The 24598-nt window shown below is 60.1% G+C and carries 20 protein-coding genes; 11 read left to right on the forward strand and 9 right to left on the reverse strand.

Features of this window, described 5'->3' with window-relative positions; translation table 11 throughout:
* Positions 1–89 precede the first annotated feature (89 nt).
* From phaZ to ASD60_RS01315, 8 genes are all read right to left on the reverse strand, one after another.
* On the reverse strand, positions 90–944 hold the full coding sequence (phaZ, locus tag ASD60_RS01280; RefSeq protein ID WP_056852252.1) for a poly(3-hydroxyalkanoate) depolymerase: 855 nt from the start codon (positions 942–944) through the stop codon (positions 90–92).
* 79 nt (positions 945–1023) lie between these two features.
* Positions 1024–2703, reverse strand: coding sequence for a class II poly(R)-hydroxyalkanoic acid synthase (gene phaC, locus ASD60_RS01285; RefSeq protein WP_056852253.1), 1680 nt, complete (start codon positions 2701–2703; stop codon positions 1024–1026).
* 261 nt (positions 2704–2964) lie between these two features.
* On the reverse strand, positions 2965–3336 hold the full coding sequence (locus tag ASD60_RS01290) for a gamma-butyrobetaine hydroxylase-like domain-containing protein (protein WP_056852254.1): 372 nt from the start codon (positions 3334–3336) through the stop codon (positions 2965–2967).
* 119 nt (positions 3337–3455) lie between these two features.
* Positions 3456–4793, reverse strand: coding sequence for an HslU--HslV peptidase ATPase subunit (gene hslU / locus ASD60_RS01295; RefSeq protein ID WP_056852255.1), 1338 nt, complete (start codon positions 4791–4793; stop codon positions 3456–3458).
* A gap of 55 nt (positions 4794–4848) precedes the next feature.
* Positions 4849–5379: an ATP-dependent protease subunit HslV gene (gene hslV / locus ASD60_RS01300; RefSeq protein ID WP_007975582.1), complete on the reverse strand. Its 531-nt coding sequence runs from the start codon at positions 5377–5379 to the stop codon at positions 4849–4851.
* Positions 5380–5611: 232 nt separating this feature from the next.
* Positions 5612–6322 (reverse strand): SPOR domain-containing protein, encoded by a 711-nt coding sequence (locus ASD60_RS01305; RefSeq protein WP_056852256.1) that lies wholly within the window; start codon positions 6320–6322, stop codon positions 5612–5614.
* A gap of 1 nt (position 6323) precedes the next feature.
* Complete coding sequence (argS, locus tag ASD60_RS01310; RefSeq protein ID WP_056852538.1) at positions 6324–8060, reverse strand: arginine--tRNA ligase; 1737 nt, start codon at positions 8058–8060, stop codon at positions 6324–6326.
* A gap of 270 nt (positions 8061–8330) precedes the next feature.
* On the reverse strand, positions 8331–10550 hold the full coding sequence (locus ASD60_RS01315) for a primosomal protein N' (RefSeq protein ID WP_056852257.1): 2220 nt from the start codon (positions 10548–10550) through the stop codon (positions 8331–8333).
* A 166-nt stretch (positions 10551–10716) separates the two neighbouring features.
* Between ASD60_RS01315 and rpmE the strand changes: the two genes are divergently transcribed.
* The 3 genes from rpmE (at position 10717) to ASD60_RS01330 (ending at position 13210) form a co-directional block, all read left to right on the forward strand.
* Positions 10717–10935 carry a 50S ribosomal protein L31 gene (rpmE, locus tag ASD60_RS01320; RefSeq protein WP_008047849.1) on the forward strand — a complete coding sequence of 73 codons (219 nt, stop codon included), beginning with the start codon at positions 10717–10719 and terminating at the stop codon, positions 10933–10935.
* A gap of 35 nt (positions 10936–10970) precedes the next feature.
* Positions 10971–11759: a thermonuclease family protein gene (locus tag ASD60_RS01325; RefSeq protein WP_056852258.1), complete on the forward strand. Its 789-nt coding sequence runs from the start codon at positions 10971–10973 to the stop codon at positions 11757–11759.
* Between the two features lie 182 nt (positions 11760–11941).
* Entirely contained in the window at positions 11942–13210 is a 1269-nt protein-coding gene (locus ASD60_RS01330) for a malic enzyme-like NAD(P)-binding protein (RefSeq protein ID WP_056852259.1), read from the forward strand.
* A gap of 244 nt (positions 13211–13454) precedes the next feature.
* Here the strand turns inward: ASD60_RS01330 and ASD60_RS01335 are convergent, their stop codons facing one another.
* Complete coding sequence (locus tag ASD60_RS01335; RefSeq protein ID WP_442965966.1) at positions 13455–15893, reverse strand: penicillin-binding protein 1A; 2439 nt, start codon at positions 15891–15893, stop codon at positions 13455–13457.
* A 216-nt stretch (positions 15894–16109) separates the two neighbouring features.
* Between ASD60_RS01335 and ASD60_RS01340 the strand changes: the two genes are divergently transcribed.
* The 8 genes from ASD60_RS01340 to ASD60_RS01375 all read left to right on the forward strand — a co-directional run bounded on the left by ASD60_RS01340 (position 16110) and on the right by ASD60_RS01375 (position 24348).
* The gene (locus ASD60_RS01340; protein WP_056852261.1) at positions 16110–17171 is read left to right on the forward strand and encodes a pilus assembly protein PilM; all 1062 of its coding nucleotides are present in this window, start codon (positions 16110–16112) and stop codon (positions 17169–17171) included.
* Positions 17171–17737, forward strand: coding sequence for a PilN domain-containing protein (locus tag ASD60_RS01345; RefSeq protein WP_056852262.1), 567 nt, complete (start codon positions 17171–17173; stop codon positions 17735–17737). The genes ASD60_RS01340 and ASD60_RS01345 overlap by 1 nt, the downstream gene beginning before the upstream one ends.
* Complete coding sequence (gene pilO, locus ASD60_RS01350) at positions 17734–18357, forward strand: type 4a pilus biogenesis protein PilO (protein ID WP_056852263.1); 624 nt, start codon at positions 17734–17736, stop codon at positions 18355–18357. The genes ASD60_RS01345 and pilO overlap by 4 nt, the downstream gene beginning before the upstream one ends.
* A complete protein-coding gene (locus ASD60_RS01355) occupies positions 18354–18881 on the forward strand; it encodes a pilus assembly protein PilP (RefSeq protein WP_056852264.1) in 528 nt (175 codons plus the stop codon). The genes pilO and ASD60_RS01355 overlap by 4 nt, the downstream gene beginning before the upstream one ends.
* Before the next feature lie 13 nt (positions 18882–18894).
* The gene (pilQ, locus tag ASD60_RS01360) at positions 18895–20970 is read left to right on the forward strand and encodes a type IV pilus secretin PilQ family protein (protein WP_056852265.1); all 2076 of its coding nucleotides are present in this window, start codon (positions 18895–18897) and stop codon (positions 20968–20970) included.
* 4 nt (positions 20971–20974) lie between these two features.
* Positions 20975–21493 (forward strand): shikimate kinase AroK, encoded by a 519-nt coding sequence (gene aroK, locus ASD60_RS01365; RefSeq protein WP_056725695.1) that lies wholly within the window; start codon positions 20975–20977, stop codon positions 21491–21493.
* 151 nt (positions 21494–21644) lie between these two features.
* Positions 21645–22745 carry a 3-dehydroquinate synthase gene (gene aroB / locus ASD60_RS01370; protein ID WP_056852266.1) on the forward strand — a complete coding sequence of 367 codons (1101 nt, stop codon included), beginning with the start codon at positions 21645–21647 and terminating at the stop codon, positions 22743–22745.
* 10 nt (positions 22746–22755) lie between these two features.
* Positions 22756–24348: an AAA family ATPase gene (locus ASD60_RS01375; protein WP_056852267.1), complete on the forward strand. Its 1593-nt coding sequence runs from the start codon at positions 22756–22758 to the stop codon at positions 24346–24348.
* Positions 24349–24598: the final 250 nt, after the last annotated feature.

Raw genomic sequence — 24598 nt, forward strand, 5'->3', positions numbered from 1 at the left:
CCAAAAACAAACACACCGAACCAGAACACCATAGACGCTGTAGCGGGTTGTTGCGCGGCGCGGCATCCTGCCGACCGACAATGCGTCGGTTAACCGCCCAATGGCGCCGGATGCGGGTGCATCACGGCACGCTGCCGTTCTTCCTGGAGGAATTTCATGATGATCGGCGCCACCGCTTCGGCACGCGTGATCAGGAACAGGTGCCCGTCATCGATGATGTGCAACTGGGCATTGGGAATCCGCCAGGCCAGTAGACGCATGTTGACCAGAGGGATCAGCGGATCGTCGTCCCCCGCCAGCACCAGGGTCGGCTGATTGATCTTGTGCAGCCAGTGAATGCTGGTCCAGCCGAGCCCGGCGAACAGCTGCCAGTAGTAACCGAGCTTGCCCGCCGAACGCACTTTCGCCGCATGGCTGGCGGCCAGCGTCGGGTCGCGTCGGAACGCGCCGCCGTAGATCATCGGGGCAATGCGGATCACGTGAGACGGCTGGATGTAGCGTCGCGGGCTGGCCATCATCCACAGCACTTTTGGCTTGCCCGGCACCATCACCGCGCCTGCCGCCGTCGCCGCCAGCACCAGTTTCTTGCAGCGCTCCGGATAGTCATAAGCGAATTGCTGCGCAAGGGCACCGCCCCACGACACACCGATCACGTTGACCTGACCATAGTCGAGATAATCGAGCATCCGCGCCGTCAGCTTGGCCAGGCCGGGAAAGCGATAAGGCCGGTTGGGCGTCGACGAACCACCGACACCGGGAACATCGAAAGCAATCACTTCCAGGTCCGGATCCAGCGCTGCCACAAACGGAAACACCAGCTCAAGGTTGGCGCCGATGCCATTGAAAATCAGCAAGGGCGTCAAATGAGGCTTGCCGGGACGTACCGCCGTGCGGAGGGTCTGACCATCCAGGTCGACGGTACGGAATATGAACGGTTGCGGCATGCTCTGGCCCTGTTTATGAATTCATCCCCGCTTCTGTAGGAGCGAGCAGGCTCGCTCCTACAGAAGCGGGGTGTGTCAGTTACCGCTCATGTACATACGTGCCCGGTGCAGCTTCGCCCGCCGGATACGCCTTGTTGCCGAGTTTCGTCGGGGCCTTTTTCAGTTCGCCGGAACGCTGGGCCTGCCAGGCCTGCCAATGCAGCCACCAGGAATCGGTGTGTTTGGTGGCATTCTCTTGCCATTCATCTGCAGTGCTCGCCATTTCGGTGCTGGTCATATAGCGGGATTTCGGATTGCCCGGCGGGTTCAGGATGCTCTGGATATGCCCGCTGCTGGACAGCACGAATTCAACGTTGCCACCGAACAGTTGCGCCGACTTGTAGCAGGACTTCCACGGGGTGATGTGGTCGTTGGTGCCGGCCAGGCAAAAAATGTCGGCCGTCACTTGCTTGAGGTCAATAGCGGTGCCGCACACTTCCAGTGCATTCGGACGAATCAATGGATTGTTTTTGAACATCTCGATCAGGTCGCCGTGGAACGCTGCGGGCAACCGCGTGGTGTCGTTGTTCCAGAACAGGATGTCGAAGACCGGAGGCTCATTGCCCAGCAAGTAGTTATTGACCCAGTAATTCCAGATCAAGTCGTTGGGACGCATCCAGGCGAAGACTTTCGCCATGTCACGGCCTTCCAGCACGCCGGCCTGGTAGGAGTGGCGCTTGGCGGCTTCGAGCGTCTGTTCGTTGACGAACAGGGCGACGTCGCTGTCCAGGGTCGTATCGAGCACGCTGACCAGCAAGGTAAGGGCGTTGACTTTTTTCTCGCCGATCGCTGCGTAATGACCCAGCAGCGCGGTGCAGGTGATGCCACCGGAGCAGGCGCCGAGCATGTTCACGTCCTTGCTGCCGGTGATTGCGGTGACGACGTCAACCGCTTCCTTGAGCGCATCGATATAGGTCGTCAGGCCCCATTCGCGCTGTTCCTTGGTCGGATTGCGCCAGCTGACGATGAAAGTCTGCACGTTGCTGCGAAGGCAGAATCGCGCCAGGCTCTTGTCCGGGCTCAGGTCGAAAACGTAGAACTTGTTGATTTGCGGCGGCACCACCAGCAGTGGCCGTTCGTAGACCTGCTCGGTGATCGGCCTGTATTGGATCAGCTCCAGCACGTCGTTGCGGAACACCACCGCGCCTTCGGTCACACCCAGGCTCTTGCCGACCTCGAACGCGCCCATGTTGACCTGGCTCGGCATCCCGCCGTTGTGCACCATGTCCTTGGCCAGATGCGAGAGACCGTCGAGCAGGCTCTTGCCGCCGGTTTCGAAGAAGCGTTTGACCGCTGCCGGGTTGGCCGCGCTGTTGGTCGGGGCCATGGCTTCGGTCATGAGGTTGATCACGAAGTGCCCGCGAGCTGCATCGCTGGCCGGGAGGTTGCTTTCGTCAATCCAGTCGTGGAGTTCCTTGCGCCACGCCAGGTAAGTTTGCAGATAACGTTTGTAGAGCGGGTTCTGGCTCCAGGCCGGATCAGTGAAGCGACGGTCATCGCTGTTCGGTTGCAGTTCGGATTTACCGAACAGCACGTTCTTGAGTTCAAGACCGAAATGCGCAACGTGTTTCGCGCTGTGCACCGGTTGCTTGATGGCCTGCCTGAGCACCATTCGAGCAGAAGCCAGTAGATCCTTTCCACGCAGCCCAACGACAGGATTCAGTCCCAAGGTGTTTTCCGAGGCCTGATACTTCAAGTCATCGTTATTCTTGTTACTCATCTACGACGCTCCATTGTCCTGAGACGAGTACCCGGGGCCTCGCTGTGCAGTCACACAGCCAATGCCAGGTACTACTGCTCGGGGTGACCGTTAATACTGCATCGCTGCTTTTTGTTCGCAGAGAACACTGCAGGGAACTTGCCAGCTCCATTGGTTACCCGAGTTTAATTTTTTTCGCAAGCAGGCCAATCACCGGCGCTGAAGCGGAGCATTCAAACAGATGAAATTAGAAAATGCCCTCTAAAGAGCAAGAGGCTCAGGCTAGAGCATCAGCTTGACGACAGATTCGTTGGGGTCGCGGGTTTTTCCGGCGGCTTTGAGCTCTGCGAGATAATCTTCCCAGAGTGCGTCATGACGTCGCCCCAGCTCGTAAAGATATTCCCAAGTGAAAAGGCCGCTGTCGTGGCCGTCGTCGAAGGTCAGTTTCAGTGCGTACTGACCGGCCGGTTCTACCTTGCTCAGTCCTACGTTGATCTTGCCAAATTGCAGGATGGGTTTGCCGTGGCCCTGGACCTCGGCGGAAGGCGAGTGCACGCGCAGGAATTCCGCGGGAAGGGTGTATTCCTCGCCAGACGCATATTTGAGCGTCAGGGTTTTCGAGGCCTTGTGCAGTTTGATGTCGGTGGGGATCATGACCGGGTATCCGTCTGTAGGCGTATGGTCAGCCACCTGTAGGAGCACGGCTTGCCGGCGATGGCGATTTCAAATGCGCCATCGCCAGCAAGCTGTGCTCCTACAAGGGGTCGCATGGCTTACAGGATATAACGGGACAGGTCTTCGTTCTGCGCCAATTCACCGAGGTGGCTGTTGACGTAGTCAGCGTCGATCTGGATGACCTTGCCGTCGTGGCTGCTGGCCAGGTCGCCGGCACTGAACGATACCTCTTCCAGCAGGCGCTCGAGCAGCGTGTGCAGGCGACGGGCACCGATGTTTTCGGTTTTCTCGTTGACCTGCCAGGCGATCTCGGCGATGCGCTTGATGCCGCTCGGCTGGAACTCGATGCCCAGGCCCTCGGTTTTCAGCAGTGCGCAATATTGCTCGGTGAGCGAAGCGTGCGGCTCGCTGAGGATGCGCTCGAAATCTTCCGGCGACAGCGCCTTGAGTTCGACGCGAATCGGCAGGCGACCTTGCAGCTCGGGCACCAGGTCGCTCGGCTTGCTCAGGTGAAAGGCGCCGGAGGCAATGAACAGGATGTGGTCGGTCTTGACCATGCCCAGCTTGGTGTTGACGGTGCAGCCTTCGATCAGCGGCAGCAGGTCGCGTTGCACACCTTCGCGGGACACGTCGACGCCACCGGAATTGCCGCGCTTGGCGACCTTGTCGATTTCGTCGATGAACACGATGCCGTGCTGCTCGACCGCTTCCAGGGCCTTGGCCTTCAATTCCTCATCGTTGACCAGGCGGCTGGCTTCTTCGTCGCGCACCAGTTTCAGCGCTTCTTTGACCTTGAGCTTGCGGGACTTCTTTTTGCCCTTGCCCATGTTGGCGAACAGGCTTTGCAGCTGGTTGGTCATTTCTTCCATGCCCGGCGGCGTGGCGATCTCGATGCCGGCCATTTCGGCGACTTCGATTTCGATCTCCTTGTCATCCAGCTGACCTTCGCGCAGGCGTTTGCGGAACAGTTGGCGGGTGTTGGAATCGGCTGTCGGGGTGTCGTCGTTGCTGAAGCCCATGCGCGCAGGCGGCAGCAGGGCGTCGAGGATGCGCTCTTCGGCGGCGTCTTCGGCGCGGTGGCGAACCTTGACGATTTCCTGCTCGCGCAGGAGCTTGATGGCCGCATCGGCAAGGTCACGAATGATCGACTCGACATCACGGCCAACGTAGCCGACTTCGGTGAACTTGGTCGCTTCGACCTTGATGAACGGAGCATTGGCCAACTTGGCCAGGCGCCGGGCGATCTCGGTTTTACCGACACCGGTCGGGCCGATCATCAGGATGTTCTTCGGCGTTACTTCGACGCGCAGCTCTTCGGGCAGCTGCATCCGGCGCCAGCGATTGCGCAGGGCAATGGCGACGGCGCGCTTGGCATCGTCCTGGCCGATGATATGGCGATTGAGTTCGTGGACGATTTCACGGGGAGTCATGGACATAGTATTTAGCGGACCTCAAGCAAGAATGAGCCGTGGCGCGATGGCCTGCACGGGCTTACTCGGCGCAGTCCTGCTCCTCAATGGTCTGGGTGTGGTTGGTGAATACACAGATGTCGCCGGCGATGCCGAGAGCGGTCTCGACGATTTCCCGGGCCGACAGATCGGTTTTTTTCAGCAGCGCGCTGGCGGCTGCCTGAGCGTAGGCGCCGCCGGAGCCCATGGCGATCAAACCGTCTTCGGGTTCAACCACGTCACCGTTGCCGGTGATGATCAGGGACGCGTCTTTGTTGGCGACGGCGAGCATGGCTTCGAGGCGGCTCAAGGAACGGTCGGTACGCCATTCTTTGGCGAGCTCGACAGCGGCGCGGACCAGATGGCCCTGGTGTTTTTCCAGCTGGCCTTCGAAGCGTTCGAAGAGGGTAAAGGCGTCAGCGGTGGCACCGGCAAAACCGGCGATGACCTGGCCGTGGTACAGGCGACGAACTTTTTTCGCGTTGCCTTTCATCACGGTGTTGCCAAGCGAAACCTGGCCGTCGCCGCCCATGACGACTTTGCCGTGGCGGCGAACTGAAACGATGGTGGTCAAGGGAAGAGTCTCCACGCAGCGGGGCGAAAATGCCTTATGCCCCTTCATATGGGGGTGGTGGAGTGGATTTCAACTGCAGGACGGGAGAGGGGACGAGCGGTGTTTAGCGTGATCGTTCCCACGCTCTGCGTGGGAATGCAGCCCGGGACGCTCTGCGTCCCTCCCGGCGCTGGAACGCGGAGCGTCCCTTGAGGCGTTCCCACGCAGAGCGTGGGAACGATCGAACACGGCGTTAGCGGCTCTGGCGTTGTTGTAACAGCAGGTTGCTGAACCCGGCGCCGGCCAGTTGTTTCTGTGCAGTGGTCAGTTGTTCGCGATTGCTGAACGGTCCGACCAGTACCCGGTACCAGGTTTCGTCTTTCACCGTTCCCGATTCCACCGCCACCGCCTGGCCGAGCAGGATGATCTGCGCCCGAACCTTGTCCGCATCAGTCTCCTTGCGGAACGAACCGGCCTGCAGGAAGAACTTGGTTACCGGCGCGGCCTTGGTGACAGGTGGCGCGGGTGGCGGCGTAATGCCGGCCAGGGCTGCCTGGGCGCGGGCGGTGTCGATCTTCGCCGCTTCGGCCGGGGTCACCGGCGTGGTCGGAATGGCTGGCACTTGTGGCGTCGGCAGGGTTTTCTCCGGCACGGCATCCGGCGGCACGATGACTTCCGATTCCGGCAGCAGGGTGTAGAAGTCGTATTTCGGCTTTACCGGTTGCGTCGGGCTCGGCGGAGTCTTGTTGGCCTCGGCAATCTTGCTGGCTTTCTGCTGTTGCTCGACCTTCTCGCGCTTGACCGTATCGCTGCCTTTGCCCGGCTCCAGTTTCATCAGGAACACGATGAATGCACCGACCGTCAGGCCGATGGCCATCCACAGCCAACCCGGGATCGGTTGCTTCGCTGGAGCTTGGTAACGGCTGGCGCCACGTTTGGGTGCAGGTTTTTTCTTGGCAGCCAACTTACATGCGCTCCAGTGTTTCCAGGCCCAAGAGTTCCAGGCCTTGCTTGAGAGTGCGACCGGTCAGCGCGGCGAGGCGCAGACGGCTCTGCATTTGTGCCGGGGTGTCGGCGGCGAGGATCGGGCAGTTCTCGTAGAAGCTGGAGAACAGGCCGGCGACGTCGTACAGGTAGGTGCAGAGAATGTGCGGCGTGCCTTTTTCAGCCACGTTGTTCAGGATCTCGCCGAACTGCGCGAGTTTCGCTGCCAGCTCGTGTTCGTGGGCCGCTTCGAGCACGATCTGGCCTTCGACTTCGCTGAAGTCCTTGCCGAGTTTGCGGAACACACCGGCCACGCGGGTGTAGGCGTACAGCAAGTACGGCGCGGTGTTGCCTTCGAAGTTGAGCATCAGGTCGAAGTTGAAGCTGTAGTCGCTGGTGCGATGCTTGGACAGGTCGGCGTATTTCACCGCACCGATGCCCACCACCTTGGCGATGTTGCGCAACTCGGCTTCGGCCAGCTCGGGGTTCTTGTCTTTCACCAGGGTGTAGGCGCGTTCCTGGGCTTCGGTCAGCAGGTCGATCAGCTTGACGGTGCCACCGTCTCGGGTCTTGAACGGACGGCCATCGGCGCCGTTCATGGTGCCGAAGCCCATGTGTTCCATCTCCATCGGATGGGTCACGAAGCCGGCCTTGCGCGCCACGGCGAACACTTGCTGGAAGTGCAGGGCCTGACGCTGGTCGACGAAGTACAGCGCGCGATCAGCCTTGAGTGTGCCGCTGCGGTAGCGCACGGCCGCCAGGTCGGTGGTGGCGTAGAGGTAGCCGCCGTCGGCCTTGACGATGATCACCGGCAGCGGGTCGCCATCGGCATTCTTGAACTCGTCAAGGAACACGCATTGCGCGCCGTTGCTCTCGACTAGCATGCCGGCGGCCTTGAGGTCGTTGACCACGTTGATCAGGTCATCGTTGTAGGCACTTTCACCCATGACGTCGGCCATGGTCAGTTTGACGTTGAGCAGCTCGTAGATTTTCTGGCAGTGGGACAGCGAGATGTCCTTGAACTTGGTCCACAGCGCCAGGCAGTCGGCGTCACCAGCCTGCAACTTGACCACCAGGCCGCGGGCGCGGTCGGCGAACTCTGCGGATTCGTCGAAGCGTTGCTTGGCGGCGCGGTAGAAGTTCTCCAGGTCCGACAGCTCGTCGCTGGTGATCGGGTTTTCCTGCAGGTACGCCATCAGCATGCCGAACTGGGTGCCCCAGTCGCCGACGTGGTTCTGACGGATCACGGTGTCGCCCAGGAACTCCAATACGCGAGCCACGCCGTCGCCGATGATGGTCGAGCGCAAGTGGCCGACGTGCATCTCTTTGGCCAGGTTCGGTGCCGACAGGTCGACCACGGTGCGCTGCAGCGGGCCAGCCTTGCGCACGCCGATATTGCCATCGGCCAGGGCCGCGTCGAGGCGTGAGGCCAGGGCATCGGTGTTCTGGAAGAAATTCAGGAAGCCGGGACCGGCGATTTCGGTCTTGCTGACGTTTTCGTCGGCCGGCAGCGCGGCGATGATTTTTTCCGCCAGGTCGCGCGGTTTCATGCCCGCCGGTTTGGCCAGCATCATGGCGATGTTGCTGGCGAAATCGCCGTTTTTCTTGTCGCGCGAGTTTTCCACCTGGATCGCCGGCGACAGGCCTTCAGGCAACACACCTTCGTTGACGAGTTGGGTGATGGCTTGTTGGATCAGCTGGCGAATGGTGTCTTTCATGGTCTTCTCTTTCGACCGCTGGCGCGGCGGGCGCATCATGCGCTGGTGGAAAAACTGGGCATTATCCGTTGCCGGAGCGGGCTTGCCAACCATTGTAGGTTCATTGCGGACTTACGGCAGACGATTAACCTGTGGCGAGGGAGCTTGCTCCCGGTGGGGCGCGGAGCGGCCCTGAATTCAGGCCCCGCGGTCTCACTGAACGGCTCGAGGTGCCATATTTACGACTGCTTTGCAGTCGAGCGGGAGCGAGCTCCCTCGCCACAGTTGTCATCAATACAAATCGACTGGATCAACATCCAAAGACCAGCGCACCGCACGCCCACTCGGCATCTGCTCCAGTACCAGCAACCAACTGGCCAGCAATCGATGCAGCGGCGCCCGGGCGGTCGCCTGCAACAGCAACTGCGCGCGATACCGCCCTGCCCGGCGCTCCATCGGCGCTGGCACCGGGCCCAGCAGCTCGATGCCGGTCAGGTTCTGTTCGATCAGCAGGCGCTCGGCCTCGCTGCACGCCTCATCGAGAAAGCCTTCCGCTTGCCCTGGTTTATGCGCTTCGGCGCGCAGCAACGCCAGGTGCGCAAACGGCGGCAAGCCCGCTGCGCGGCGTTCGCTCAAGGCTTGTTCGGCAAAGGCGAAATAGCCCTGTTCGGTCAGTTGGATCAACAACGGATGGTCAGCAAGATGCGTCTGGATGATCACCTTGCCCGGTTCTTCGGCACGGCCTGCGCGGCCCGCGACCTGAACAATCAATTGCGCCATGCGTTCACTGGCACGGAAGTCGCCGGAGAACAGCCCGCCGTCGGCGTCGAGAATCGACACCAGCGTTACCCGTGGAAAGTGATGACCTTTGGCAAGCATTTGCGTGCCGATCAAAATGCACGGTTGGCCTTTCTGGATGGTCGCGAACAACTGGTTCATCGCGTCCTTTCGTGAGGTACTGTCGCGGTCGACCCGCAGGACCGGATAGTCCGGAAACAGGATCGCCAGACGCTCTTCGGCCCGTTCGGTGCCGGCACCCACCGGGCGCAAGTCGACCTTGTTGCACTTAGGGCATTGGCGGGGTACGCGTTCGACATAGCCGCAATGGTGGCAACGCAGTTCGCCGTAACGCTGGTGCACGGTCATGCGTGCATCGCAGCGCTGGCATTCGGACATCCAGCCGCAGTCATGGCAAAGCAGGGTCGGCGCAAAGCCTCGGCGATTGAGGAACACCAGCACCTGCTGACCGGCAGCCAGGGTCTGGCCGATGGCTTGTTGCATCGGCCCGGAAATGCCGCTGTCCAGCGGACGGCTCTTCACATCCAGGCGCAGGAAGCGCGGTTGCTTGGCACCGCCAGCGCGTTCATTCAGTCGCAGCAAGCCGTAGCGACCGGTATAGGCGTTGTGCAGGCTTTCCAGAGAGGGCGTGGCCGAGCCGAGCACGATCGGGATGTTTTCCTGCCGTGCCCGCACCAATGCCAGGTCGCGGGCATGGTAGCGCAGGCCTTCCTGCTGTTTATAGGAGCCGTCATGCTCCTCGTCGATGATGATCAGCCCCGGGTTTTTCATCGGTGTGAACAGCGCCGAGCGGGTGCCGATAATAATGTCGGCTTCGCCATCTCGGGCGGCGAGCCAGGCCTCAAGGCGTTCGCGGTCGTTGACCGCCGAGTGGATCAGCGCGATGCGCGCATTGAAGCGCTGCTCGAATCGCGCCAGGGTTTGCGGACCGAGATTGATTTCCGGGATCAGCACTAACGCTTGCTTGCCGGCCTCAAGGGTCTCGCGGATCAGCTGCAAGTAGACTTCGGTCTTGCCGCTGCCGGTGACACCGGCCAGCAGAAAAGCGTGATAACTGTCGAACCCGGCGCGGATCGCTTCGTACGCTGCACGCTGTTCCGCGTTGAGCGGCAATTCGGGCTGGGCCAGCCAGTGTTCATGGCGGACACCAGGCGCGTGGCGGCGGATTTCAACTTGCACCAGATCCTTGGCCAGCAGCAAATCCAGGCTGTCTTTGCTCAGCATCAGCTTGCTCAGCAACTGGTGAGCGACGCCATGGGGGTGCTGCGCCAGTGTCGCCAAAGCTTCACGCTGGCGCGGGGCGCGGGCGATACGCGGGTCATCGAGACTCGCACCCGGCGCGGCAGACCAGAAGCGTTCCTGCCGCGCTTCGGCCAGTTCGCCCTGGCGCAGCAATACGGGCAAGGCCCAGCTCAAGGTATCGCCGAGGCTGTGCTGGTAATACTGGGAGGTCCACAGGCACAGCTTGAATAACGCCGGGGGAAGTGGTGGTGTGGCGTCGAGCAAGGCCAGCGCGGGCTTGAGTTTTTCCGCTGGCACTTCGCTGGTGTCAGTGACTTCCACCAGGATCCCGATCATCTCGCGACGGCCAAATGGCACTCGCAGGCGCATGCCGGGGTGCAACTGTTCGCGCCGCACGCCGGCCGGAGCGCGGTAGTCGAACAGGCGGCGCAGCGGCGAAGGCAGGGCGAGGCGCAGAATGGCGTCGGGCACGCGTTTTCTCGATGTAGGGGTGAAGTAGCAGGTCGCGAGCCTAGCAGACGACCGGTTTGAGGGACAGCTTGCGTGATTGGCATTGTCTGGTAGAATCCGCGGCCTAATTACGTGCGGTATTCAACAATAGTGTTGGGTGGCGGCACGCTAGCCTGAGGAAAACACCATGAAAGCTGATATCCATCCAGAATACCCAGCAGTTGCTGTTACCTGCAGCTGCGGCAACAAGTTCGAAACCCGTTCGACCTTCGGCAAAGCCCTGGCGATCGACGTTTGCAACGAATGCCACCCGTTCTACACCGGTAAGCAGAAGACTCTGGACACTGGCGGCCGCGTTCAGCGCTTCGCAGACCGTTTCGGTGCTTTCGGCGCGAAAAAGGCCTAAGGCCGATCAACTTGGGAGGCCGTTGCGGTTTTTCCATGCTGATGAAAAAGGCGTCCCTTGCGGGCGCCTTTTTTCTGTCTGCGATTTGGCTCTCAGCGGCCCAGGCCTTTTGTCCGGCTCCGGCCGGGCTGACATCGGTCGCAGTCCAGCGAGTGGTCGACGGCGACACGCTGCGCCTGAGCGATGGTCGCAATGTGCGCATGATCGGCTTGAATACGCCGGAGTTGGGCAAGAAAGGGCGCTCCGACGAGCCGTTCGCCGTCGCTGCACGAAAACGCCTGGAAGATTTGGTGGCGGCGAGTGATGGGCGAGTCGGCCTGCGGCCCGGCAAAGAAAGCAAAGACCGCTATGGCCGGACGTTGGCCCATGTCTATGGTGCCGACGGCGCCAACCTCGAAGCGCAAATGCTCGCCGAAGGCCTGGGGTTTCTCGTGGCAGTCGCGCCGAATACCGATCTGATCGACTGTCAGCAGGCAGCGGAACGCAGTGCCCGCCAATCCGGACTCGGCGTGTGGCGCCAGTCGCCCGTGTTGCAGGCGGATCAAATCAGCGTTTCCGGATTCGCTCTGCTCAGTGGCCGTGTGAGCAGGGTTCAGCGCAATCGTGGCGGGATTTGGATCGAGTTGCAGGACTCGGTTGTATTGCGCGTTGCACCCAACTTGCTGGCCCGATTCGATGCGGCCTCGCTGGAAAGTCTCAAGGGCAAGCAGATTGAGGCGCGTGGCTGGGTGCTGGACCGTTCCCGTCGTGGCGGTCTCAAGGAGGGTCAGGCGCGCTGGGTGTTGCCGCTGACCGATCCGGCGATGCTGCAAGTGGCACATTGATAAAAAATTGTAGACATTTTTTCTATCGATTGTGAACAGTCTATCCCTTGTGTTCCGTGGCTCTTGGGCCAAAGTCGTATGGCCGGGCGCTTGACAGGGGTGACCGGTCAGTCTTGTGGGGATTTTGCGAGGCGCGTATCCTCGCTGACCAGTCTGTCCAACAGTAAAAGCGGAATGCCAAAATGTCTGATCTGAAAACTGCCGCTCTCGAATATCACGCCCATCCTCGTCCAGGGAAGCTGAGTGTCGAGCTCACCAAGGCCACCGCTACCGCCCGCGACCTGTCGCTGGCCTACAGCCCCGGCGTAGCCGAACCAGTACGCGAAATCGCCCGCGATCCTGAACTGGCCTACAAATACACCGGCAAAGGCAACCTGGTTGCAGTCATTTCCGATGGCACCGCGATTCTCGGCCTGGGTAACCTTGGCCCATTGGCCTCCAAGCCAGTGATGGAAGGTAAAGGCGTGCTGTTCAAGCGCTTCGCCGGCATCGACGTTTTCGACATCGAAGTCGACTCCGAAAGCCCGCAAGCCTTCATCGACACCGTCAAGCGCATCTCCATCACCTTCGGTGGCATCAACCTGGAAGACATCAAGGCACCTGAGTGCTTTGAGATCGAACGCGCTCTGATCGAACAGTGCGACATCCCGGTATTCCACGATGACCAGCACGGCACCGCGATCGTGACCGCAGCCGGTATGATCAACGCCCTGGAAATCGCCGGCAAAACCCTGCCGCAAGCCAAGATCGTCTGCCTGGGCGCCGGTGCTGCCGCCATCTCCTGCATGAAATTGCTGGTGAGCATGGGCGCCAATATCGAAAACATCTACATGATCGACCGTACCGGCGTGATCCACTCCGGCCGTGACGACCTGAACCAGTACAAGGCTGTTTTCGCTCACGCGACCGAAAAGCGCACCCTGGCTGATGCACTGCAAGGTGCTGACGTGTTCGTCGGCCTGTCCGGCCCGAACCTGCTGAGCGCTGAAGGCCTGCTGTCCATGGCGCCTAACCCGATCGTGTTCGCTTGCTCGAACCCTGATCCGGAAATCTCCCCGGAACTGGCCCATGCCACCCGTAACGACGTGATCATGGCCACCGGCCGTTCGGACTACCCGAACCAGGTCAACAACGTACTGGGCTTCCCGTTCATCTTCCGTGGTGCCCTGGACGTTCGCGCCAAGCGCATCAACGAAGAAATGAAAGTGGCAGCAGCCAACGCCCTGCGCGAACTGGCCAAACTGCCGGTACCTCAGGAAGTGTGCGACGCCTACGGCGGCATCAAGCTGGAATTCGGTCGTGAGTACATCATTCCGAAGCCAATGGACAAGCGTCTGATCACCCTGATCTCCGATGCCGTGGCTAAAGCCGCAATCGAGACCGGTGTGGCAACCCTGCCGTATCCGAAGAACTACCCGCTCAAAAGCGTGGATGACGTGTTCAACGGCTAAGTCGTTGTAGCGCTTCAACCGAAAAGCCCCGGCTCGTTTTGAGTCGGGGCTTTTTTGTGTCTGGCGGGTGATCGTTCCCACGCTCCGCGTGGGAATGCCTCTGCGGACGCTCTGCGTTCGGCTCTGGATGGGACGCGGAGCGTCCCTGGCTGCATTCCCACGCGAAGCGTGGGAACGATCAATCCTGCAGGCACAAAAAAGCCCCGCACTTTCACGAAGGCAGGGCTTTCTGTTGGCGCTGAAATCAGAACAAATCGATCGGCGCCGCTTCATCCGCCGGCAGCGGGCTGCCCGGCGTAATGCCGTTACCCAGCTCGTTCATCGACGGTGGCGTGTCCTCGGCCTTGAACAGCTCGAAGTAGGCGCCCGGCGTGCCTGGAGTGGCGGCGCGGCCGCTGATCGGGTCGACTCGCAAGCTGAGGATGCCTTCGGGCTCTGGCTGCGTATGCGGCGGCAGGTCCTTGAGCGCGGCGGCCATGTAGTTCATCCAGATCGGCAGGGCTACGGTGCCGCCAAACTCCTTGCGCCCCAGGCTTTCAGGCTGGTCGAAGCCGGTCCAGACGGTGGTCACGTAATCGGCGTTGTAACCGGAGAACCAGGCGTCCTTGGATTCGTTGGTGGTACCGGTTTTACCCGCGATGTCGCTGCGACCCAAGGCCAGCGCACGACGCCCGGTGCCGAGTTTTATAACGTCCTCGAGCATGCTGTTGAGGATGTAGGTCGTGCGGCCATCAACAATGCGTTCAGCCACCGCCGGTGCTTGGGGTGTCGGTTGTGCGTTCATGGCATCGCTCGGCGTTGCGTTGACCGTGAAAGCTTCGGCAACTGGCGCGGCAATGCCGTCGGTGGCTGCGCCGCCCTTCGGCACGCTGGGCGGATTGGCGACGAAAAGCGTGTCGCCGTTGCGGCTTTCGATTTTGTCGATGATGTAAGGAGTGATCTTGTAGCCACCGTTGGCGAACGTGGCCCAACCGGTGGCGATCTCCATCGGCGTCAGCGTTGCGGTGCCCAGTGCCAGCGACAGGTTGGGAGGCAGGTCCTGCTTGTTGAAGCCGAAGCGGCTGATGTAGTCGATGGTCTTGCCGACGCCCATCGCTTGCAGCAAGCGGATCGATACCAGGTTGCGCGACTTGTACAGCGCCTCACGCAAACGAATCGGGCCAAGGAAGGTGTTGGTATCGTTCTTCGGGCGCCAGACCTTGTCCAGGTACTCATCGACGAAAACGATCGGCGCATCGTTCACCAGGCTGGCGGCGGTGTAGCCATTGTCCAGCGCAGCGCTGTACACGAATGGCTTGAAGCTCGACCCGGGCTGGCGCTTGGCCTGCAGTGCGCGGTTGTAGTTGCTCTGCTCAAAGGCAAAGCCACCCACCAGCGAGCGGATCGCGCCATTTTGTGGATCGAGGGACACCAGCGCACCCTGAGCCTGCGGAACCTGACTGAACTTCAGCGAATTGTCCGGCTGGCGTTGTACACGGATCAAGTCGCCAACCTGGGCGACATCCGACGGCTGCTTCGGATTGGGCCCCATACTGTTGGTGTTCAGGAAAGGGCGAGCCCATTTCATGGTTTCCCAGCTGACGTGTTCCTGTCCGGTGCGGGTCAGCACCTGCAGCCCGGTCTTGTCGACCTGGGTAACGATGGCCGGCTCAAGGCTGCTGATGGTGCGCTGCTTGGTCAGTTCGGTGGCCCAGGCTTCGCGGGTCTTGCCCGGCAGGCGTGATTCAGGGCCTCGGTAGCCATGACGCTGGTCGTAGGTCATCAGGCCTTCGTGGAGGGCGGTGTTGGCCATTTCCTGAAGGTTGCTGGGCACGGTAGTGGTGACGCGGAAACCTTCGGTATAGGCGTCGCTACCATAGCGGCCGACCATTTCGGCGCGGGCCATCTCGGCGATGTAAGGGGCGTTCACTTCCGGTGTCGGCACGTGATAGCTGGCGTTCAGCGGTTCGTTGATCGCCGCGGTGTAATCGGCTTCAGTGATTTTGCCCAGTTTGTACATGCGCCCCAGGATCCAGTCGCGCCGCTCTTTGCTGCGGGCCGGGTTGGCCAACGGGTTGAAACGAGACGGGGCCTTGGGCAGGCCGGCGATCATGGCCATCTGCGCCAGGCTGACGTCGCGAATCGACTTGCCGTAATACACCTGCGCGGCAGCTTCGATACCGTAGGCACGGTTGCCCAGGTAGATCTTGTTGACGTACAGCTCAAGGATTTCGTCCTTGGTCAGCTGGCGTTCAATCTGCAGTGCCAGGAGGATTTCCGTGGTCTTGCGGGAAAAGCTGCGTTCGCTGGTCAGGAAGAAGTTCTTCGCTACCTGCATGGTAATGGTGCTGCCGCCGGACTGGATGTGGCCACTTTTGACCAGTTGGGTCGCCGCGCGCATCAGGCTGCTGGGGTCGACGCCGTAATGGTTGGCGAAGTTGTCGTCTTCAGCACTTAGTAACGCATTTATGAAATTGGGTGGAATGTCGGCGAACTTGATCGGGGTACGGCGCATTTCGCCAAATTCTGCGATCAACTTGTTATCGCTGCTGTAGACCCGCAATGGAATCTGCAACTGAATGCTTCTCAAAGCCTCCACGGACGGCAATCCGGGGCTAAGGTAAAGAAACGCCCCGCTCAGACCCAGAAGCAGTCCGCAGAAAACCGCGACGATGGACCAACCGAAAAATTTCAGCAGACGAATCAAGGCTTTTGGATATCCAGGGCAAAAAATGAATTAGGCATCAGGGTTCAGGCTAAAGGCGAACGACCCGCGCTTGAGAAAGCGGAAAAAAAACGCTGGGCATTATAAGCATTTTTCCGCCGCAGGCGTCATTGACGGCAGCTGTCAAGACGGGCGGAGGGAACGCAATACACATTACAGAGTCCGTAACTCACGGATAGTCATAGGGAATTGCTAGTGCCAGGACTCTTCAACAAAAAAGCCAATACGCTTTTAGGGATCGACATCAGCTCAACTTCGGTGAAGCTCCTGGAGCTGAGCCGCCAGGGCGACCGTTACCGGGTGGAGGCCTACGCGGTCGAGCCACTGCCTGCCAGTGCGGTTATCGAGAAAAACATCGCAGAGCTCGAAGGTGTGGGCCAGGCCCTTTCCCGCGTACTGGTCAAGGCCAGAACCAATGTCAGGAACGTCGCCGTCGCCGTGGCTGGCTCGGCGGTGATCACCAAGACTATCGAAATGGATGCGGGGCTTTCCGATGACGAGATGGAAAGCCAGCTCAAGATCGAGGCCGATCAGTACATTCCTTATCCGCTGGATGAAGTCGCCATCGATTTCGAAGTCCAGGGCGCGTCGACACGTAACCCCGAGCGGGTCAATGTGCTGCTCGCCGCCTGTCGCAAGGAAAACGTCGAGGTTCGTGAAGCGGCATTGACCCTCGCCGGCCTGACTGCACGGGTGGTTGATGTCGAAGCCTACGCGCTGGAACGTTCGTTCGGCTTGCTGGCCAATCAGTTGGCGGCGTCGAAGGAGCGCCTGGTAGCGGTGGTCGATATCGGCGCAACCATGACCACCCTGAGCGTGCTGCACAAAGGGCGGATCATCTATACCCGCGAACAACTGTTTGGCGGGCGACAACTGACCGAGGAAATCCAGCGTCGCTACAACCTGACCGTTGAACAGGCGGGGCGGGCGAAGAAGCAGGGCGGGCTGCCTGACGACTATGAGCGTGAAGTGTTGCAGCCTTTTCGCGAAGCACTGGTTCAGCAGGTATCCCGCTCGTTGCAGTTTTTCTTTGCTTCCGGTCAGTACCACTCCGTTGATCAGATCCTTTTGGCAGGCGGGACCGCTTCGGTTCCGGGGCTGGACCAATTGATCGAGCAGCAATTGGGCACGCCGACGCAGGTAGCCAATCCGTTTTTCGAGATGACCCTGAGCAGCAAGGTCAATGCCGCGGCCCTGACCAGCGATGCCCCGGCCATGATGATTGCCTGCGGGCTGGCCCTCAGGAGTTTCGACTGATGGCACGGATCAATCTTTTACCTTGGCGGGAAGAACTGCGCGAGCAGCGTCGCAAACGCTTTCTGCTGACTCTGGTCGGCGTGCTGGTGGGATCGACAGGCGCTGTGCTGATCGCCAATCAGGCCATCGACGGTGCCATCAGCCGTCAGATTGCGCGCAATGATTACATCGGCAAGCAAATTGTCGTGGTCGACGAGCGGATCAAGCAGATCAGTGAGCTCAAGGCTCGCCGTCAGCAACTGGTCGAGCGCATGCGGATCATCCAGGACTTGCAGGGCAACCGGCCGATCAGCGGGCGGATTTTTGATCAGCTGGCGCGAACCCTGCCGGATGGGGTGTATTTCACTGAAGTCAAAATGTCAGGCAAGACCTTGTCGATCACCGGTGCGGCAGAGTCGAACAATCGTGTATCCGATTTGATGCGCAACCTGGATGCCTCCGATTGGTTTGATGCCCCCAGCCTGACCGAGGTGAAAGCGACCACTGCCGGACAACTGGATCAAGCCAACGTCTTTCAGTTGAGCGTGCGGCAGACCCAGCCGGCTGCGGTGGAGGGCGGGAAATGACTCCGTCTGAATGGTTCGAAGGGCTGCGCAAGATCGATATCAACGAACTGGATACGAGCAATATCGGTTCCTGGCCGCCCGCGATCAAGGTGTTGGTGGGTGTGCTGCTGATGGTTCTGGTGTTGTCGCTGGGTTACAGCATGTCCACCAGCGAGCTTGAGAACCAGCTAGATCTCAAGCGTGAGGAAGAGTCGACCCTCAAAGAGCAGTTCGCCACCAAGGCGCACATGGCGGCAAACCTCGAGCTTTACACGCAACAGATGAAAGAGATGGAAAACTCCTTTGGCGTGCTGCTGCGGCAATTGCCCAGTGATACCGAAGTGCCCGGTCTGCTGGAAGACATCACTCGCACCGGTCTGGGCAGTGGCCTGGAATTCGAAGAAATCAAACTGCTGCCGGAGGTGACCCAGCCGTTCTACATCGAATTGCCGATCCAGATTACCGTCACCGGCGCTTATCACGACCTGGCGACGTTCGTCAGCGGTGTAGCCGGTCTGCCGCGCATCGTCACCCTGCACGATTTCGACCTGGCCCCGGCCAACCCTGACGGCGGGCCGAAACTGCGCATGAGCATCCTGGCCAAGACCTACCGCTACAACGACAAAGGGCTGCAGCAATGAGCCTTGTTCGCGGACTTTGCATGGCGATGTTGCTGGTCGTGCTCGGCGGTTGTAACAGTGGCGAAGACTTCAGCGACCTGGACGCCTACATGAACGAAATGCGTCTGCGAGCACCGGGGAAGATTGAACCAACGCCCACATTTCGGTCTTACCCGACATTCACCTACAACGCTGCCAACCTGCGCAGCCCGTTTTCCCGGCAAGTCAGAATCGACCTGGCCGGTCAGAAACACGGGTCGCGCAACGTCAAGCCGGACCCGAACCGGGTCAAGCAGTACCTCGAGGGATTCAATATCGAGCAGTTTGAAATGGTCGGCACAATTTCCAATGCGGCTGGCTCCTTTGCATTGTTACGCGGGGCTGGCGGAGTGCATCGGCTGAAGGTCGGCGATTACCTGGGGCGCAACGAAGGCCGGATAGTCGCCATCAGCAGCGCCCAGGTCGATGTGGTCGAAATCGTCCCGGATGGCCAGGGTGCCTGGCTGGAAAGGCCGCGGACCATCCCTTTGAAAGAGCACTCATAGTGGGATTCGAAAAATGAACAGGATTTTCTCCACCCTCGGAATGTCGCTATGGATAGCGTTGCTGTCGCCGATGGTACAAGCGGCCAACCTCAAAGCGCTCGATGTCGCTGCACTGCCGGGCGACCGCGTCGAGTTGAAGCTGGCGTTCGATGAGCCACCGCCGGCTCCCCATGGGTACACCACTGAGTCGCCAGCACGGATCGCACTCGACCTGCCAGGTGTGGTCAGCCAACTGGCCAGCAAGACCCGTGACCTGGGAGCGGGTAACGCCCGCAGCGCAACCGTGGTCGAGGCCAAGGATCGTACGCGGCTGATCATCAATTTGACCCAGCTGACGCCGTACGACACCCGAATCGAAGGCAATAATCTGTTTGTAGTGGTTGGGCAGGGTGGCAAAAGCGCGACTCGCAGGCCGGTTGCCACTACCACTGCCGCCCCGACCCCGGCACGCCCGGTTGCGACGGCAAGCAAAGCCATACGCGGAGTGGATTTTCAGCGTGGCACGCAAGGAGAAGGCAATGTAGTGATTGATCTGTCGGACCCTTCCATTGCGCCCGACATACAGGAGCGCGAGGGCAAGATCATTCTCGGATTCGCCAGGACCCGTCTGCCCGAACCGTTGCGAGTACGCCTGGACGTCAAGGATTTCGCCACGCCTGTGCAGTTCGTCAATGCCAATGTCACCGGCGACAGAGCCACCATCACCATCGAGCCCAGCGGCGCCTTCGATTATTCGACTTACCAGACCGACAACAAGCTGACCGTCAGCATCCGCCCGATGACCGTCGACGACCTGCAAAAGCGCAATGCCGACCGCTACGCCTACAGCGGCGAAAAGCTCTCGCTGAATTTCCAGGACATCGATGTGCGCTCGGTGCTGCAACTGATCGCAGATTTTACCAATCTCAATCTGGTGGCCAGCGACACGGTGCAGGGTGGCATCACATTGCGCCTGCAAAACGTGCCTTGGGACCAGGCGCTGGACCTGGTGTTGAAGACCAAGGGGCTGGACAAGCGCAAGATTGGTAACGTCCTGTTGGTGGCGCCGGCCGATGAAATCGCCGCAAGAGAGCGTCAGGAACTGGAGTCGCAGAAACAGATCGCCGATCTGGCACCGCTGCGGCGGGAGCTGCTTCAGGTCAATTACGCCAAGGCAGCCGATATCTCGAAGCTGTTCCAGTCGGTAACCAGTGCCGAAGCGAAGGTCGACGAGCGGGGGTCGATCACTGTCGATGAGCGCACCAATAACATCATTGCCTACCAGACACAGGATCGGCTCGACGAGTTGCGGCGGATTGTGGCGCAACTGGATATCCCGGTACGCCAGGTGATGATCGAGGCGCGAATCGTCGAAGCCAACGTCGATTACGACAAGAGCCTTGGCGTACGCTGGGGTGGTTCGATCCAGAACAAGGGCAACTGGAATACTTCGGGGGTCAGCAATGGTGCCAATTCGTCATCGACCATCGGTACACCGGGTAGCACCAGCACCAACTCGCCGTTCGTCGATTTGGGGGCGGTCAACAATACCTCGGGTATCGGCATTGCCTTCATCACCGACAATGTCCTCCTGGACCTTGAACTGACAGCCATGGAGAAAACCGGTAACGGCGAAATTGTCTCGCAGCCCAAGGTGGTCACGTCCGACAAGGAAACGGCGAAGATCCTCAAGGGCACCGAGATTCCTTACCAGGAAGCCAGTTCCAGCGGCGCCACTTCCGTGTCGTTCAAGGAGGCTTCGCTGTCGCTGGAAGTAACGCCGCAAATCACGCCGGATAACCGGATCATCATGGAAGTGAAGGTCACCAAGGACGAGCCGGACTACCTCAACAAAGTCCAGGATGTGCCGCCGATCAAGAAAAACGAAGTCAACGCCAAGGTCCTGGTCAACGACGGGGAGACCATCGTTATTGGCGGCGTTTTCTCAAATACTCAGAGCAAGGTTGTAGATAAGGTGCCATTTCTTGGCGATGTGCCGTATCTTGGCCGCCTTTTCCGGCGTGACGTGGTTTCGGAGAAAAAATCCGAGCTGTTGGTGTTTCTCACTCCGCGTATCATGAATAACCAGGCGATTGCTGTGAGTCGTTGATTCTGTGCGAAATTTGATTCTTGTAGGACCGATGGGCGCTGGAAAAAGCACCATCGGCCGGTTGCTGGCCAAAGAGCTGCGCTTGCCATTCAAAGATTCCGATAAGGAAATTGAATTACGCACGGGCGCCAATATCCCATGGATCTTCGATAAAGAAGGCGAACCGGGCTTTCGCGATCGCGAGCAGGCAATGATTGCCGAGCTGTGCGATTACGACGGCGTGGTGCTGGCGACCGGCGGTGGCGCAGTCATGCGCGAAGCCAATCGTCGGGCACTGCACGCCGGCGGACGCGTGGTTTATCTGCATGCTTCCGTTGAGCAGCAGGTCGGGCGCACTTCGCGTGACCGCAATCGCCCTTTGCTGCGCACCGCCGATCCGGCCAAGACCCTTCGGGATCTGCTGGCGATCCGCGATCCGCTCTATCGGGAAATCGCCGATCTGGTGGTGGAAACCGATGAGCGGCCACCGCGAATGGTCGTGCTCGATATTCTGGAGCGTCTGCAGCAATTGCCGCCCCGTTAAAGCGCTGCACGAAATGCGCTATCCTCGGCGTCCTGCCATGACCGCAATCGGTTGTGGCGGATGGCTACCGGACGGCGTCAGACCAGCAGGGGCCGTGGACATTCGTTAATTCAAGGCAGGACGCCTGATTCCATCTTCACTGTGGGGACACATGCAGACACTCAAGGTCGATCTAGGCGAGCGCAGCTACCCGATTCATATTGGCGAAGGTTTGTTGGATCAGCCTGAGCTGCTGGCCCCGCATATTCGCGGGCGGCAAGTGGCGATCATTTCCAACGAAACCGTTGCGCCGCTCTATCTCGAACGTCTGACCCGCAGTCTGGCGCAGTTCTCGGTGATTTCCGTGGTGCTGCCCGATGGCGAAGCCTTCAAGACCTGGGAAACCCTGCAACTGATTTTCGACGGTCTGTTGACCGCCCGGCACGATCGCCGCACCACGGTGATTGCCCTTGGCGGCGGCGTTATCGGTGACATGGCCGGTTTTGCCGCGGCCTGCTATCAGCGTGGTGTCGATTTCATACAGGTCCCGACCACGCTGTTGTCGCAAGTAGATTCTTCCGTGGGTGGCAAGACCGGAATCAACCACCCGCTGGGCAAGAACATGGTCGGCGCCTTTTATCAGCCGAACGTCGTGCTGATCGACACGACCTCGCTCAATACCCTGCCGGCCCGCGAACTGTCCGCCGGTCTGGCGGAAGTCATCAAGTACGGTCTGATCTGCGATGAGCCATTCCTGACCTGGCTCGAAGACAATGTCGATCGCCTGCGCAACCTGGATCAGCAAGCCCTGACCTACGCCATCGAGCGCTCTTGCGCGGCCAAGGCAGCGGTGGTCGGTGCCGACGAGAAAGAGACTGGTGTGCGAGCCACGCTCAACCTCGGCCACACCTTCGGTCATGCCATCGAAACCCACATGGGCTATGGTGTCTGGCTGCATGGCGAGGCTGTGGCTGCCGGCACCGTGATGGCGCTAGAGATGTCCTCGCGCCTGGGCTGGATCAGCGAGCAGGAGCGTGATCGCGGCATTCGGCTGTTCCAGCGCGCCGGGTTGCCGGTCATTCCGCCTGAAGAGATGACGCCAGCCAATTTCCTCGAACACATGGCAATTGATAAAAAAGTGATCGACGGTCGTTTGCGCCTGGTGCTGCTGCGCCACATGGGCGAAGCGGTGGTGACCGACGATTATCCGAAAGAGGTTCTACAGGCCACGCTGGGAGCGGATTACCGCGCCCTGGCTCAGCTTAAAGGTTAATAAGAACGCGATGACTAGTTTGCATGCCGACGAGGCTTTCCTCGGCCATTACCAGTTGAGTCATGACCCTTTCGCTCCACGGGTGCCTGGCTTCAAGTTTTTCCCGGCCCAGCGCAAACCCGTGCTGGGGCAGTTGCATCATCTGGCGCGTTATAGCCAGTTGCTGCTGGTGGTCACAGGGCCACAAGGCAGCGGCAAGACCCTGCTGCGTCAGGCCCTGGTTGCCAGCACCAACAAACAATCGGTGCAGAGCGTGGTGGTTTCCGCCCGTGGCGCCGGCGATGCGGCTGGCGTACTGCGGCAGGTGGCCCAGGCACTGGACGTTGCCCAGGCCGAGATCGGCGCAATCCTGGCTCAGGTGGTGCAACTGGCACTCACCGGTCAGGAAGTCTATTTGCTGGTGGATGATGCCGAGCAGCTCGACGAATCCGCGCTCGAAGCGTTGATGGCGCTGGGTGCCGGTGCACCGGAAGGTCGCCCGCATGTGTTCCTGTTTGGCGAGTCGTCGATGATTGCTCAACTGGAGCAGTTGAGCCTCGAGGAAGAGCGCTTCCACGTCATCGAGTTACAGCCGTACAGCGAAGAAGAGACCCGCGAATATCTGGATCAGCGCCTCGAAGGTGCAGGTCGGGGTATAGAACTTTTCACCGCAGATCAGATCTCTGATATTCACGAAAGCTCCGAGGGTTGGCCTGGCAATATCAACCAGGTTGCTCGCGATGCAATGATCGAAGCCATGATTGCCAGCCGCTCAGCGGTGAAGCGTCCAAGTATGGGGTTCAATATGCCGAAGAAACACGTATTGGCGATTTCCGCCGTCGTCGTGGTCGCGGTAGCCGCCGCCTGGTTGATGCCAGGTCGCAGCAAAGCACCGACCACCGGTGCTCCGGCCAACGAGCAGGCGCAATTGCCGCTCGGCCAGGGCGCGCCTCAGGCGAACGGCGGCGCACCAGCCGTCGAATTCGCCGGCAATACGCAGCCGATGCCGCTGCCGTTGGTCGGTAATTCGCAGCCTGTCATGCGTGGTCCTCTGGCCGAAGCAGCGGGCGGTATTACCGAAGGTGACGATGGCGTTCCGCTAGAGGGCTCCAGCGAGACACCGCCGACCGTAACTACCACTGCGCCGCCTGCGGGCGTTCCGGCCGGGCCTGCGCCGACTCCTGCGGCCAAGCCGGTTCCGGCCCCGACGCAGGTCGCTACCGCCAAGCCTGCACCGGTTCCGGCGCCAGCCGCCAAGCCTGCTCCAGCTCCGGCCAAGCCGGCGGTCGCCGCAGCCAAGCCTGCCGAAAAACCAGCCGCTGCCACCAAGGCTGCCGGAGGTACCTGGTACGCCGGTCAGGCGCCGAGTAATTACGTAGTGCAAATCCTCGGCACCAGCTCCGAAACGGCCGCACAAAGCTTCGTCAAGGAGCAGGGCGGTGAATACCGTTATTTCAAGAAGGTCCTCAACGGCAAGCCACTTTATGTGATCACCTACGGCAACTTCGCCAGTCGTGATGCAGCCGTTTCAGCCATCAAGGCCTTGCCAGCGAAGGTTCAGGCTGGTAAACCTTGGCCTCGCACTGTCGCCAGCGTCCAACAGGAACTGGCAACAACTCGCTGAAGATTCGGCGGCCTTACCCAGGCCGCCTCTCCAAGCACCTCAAAATTTCTGCAAGCGCGCGCTGGCCCCACAGGCCGCGTGCCTTGTGGTGTCTGCGTCACAGTAGTCTTTGAGTCGTTGCGGTCAGAATTAAAAAAGTTTTGACTAGCACAGCAGATCGCTTTAAACCTTTCATGAATGCGACATAGATTTGCGACATTTCGTCGTCAAATTTGTGAGCCTCCGTGTCGGTGTGTACAATGACCTCCCT

The organism is Pseudomonas sp. Root562 (assembly GCF_001427125.1).
GTDB lineage: Bacteria > Pseudomonadota > Gammaproteobacteria > Pseudomonadales > Pseudomonadaceae > Aquipseudomonas.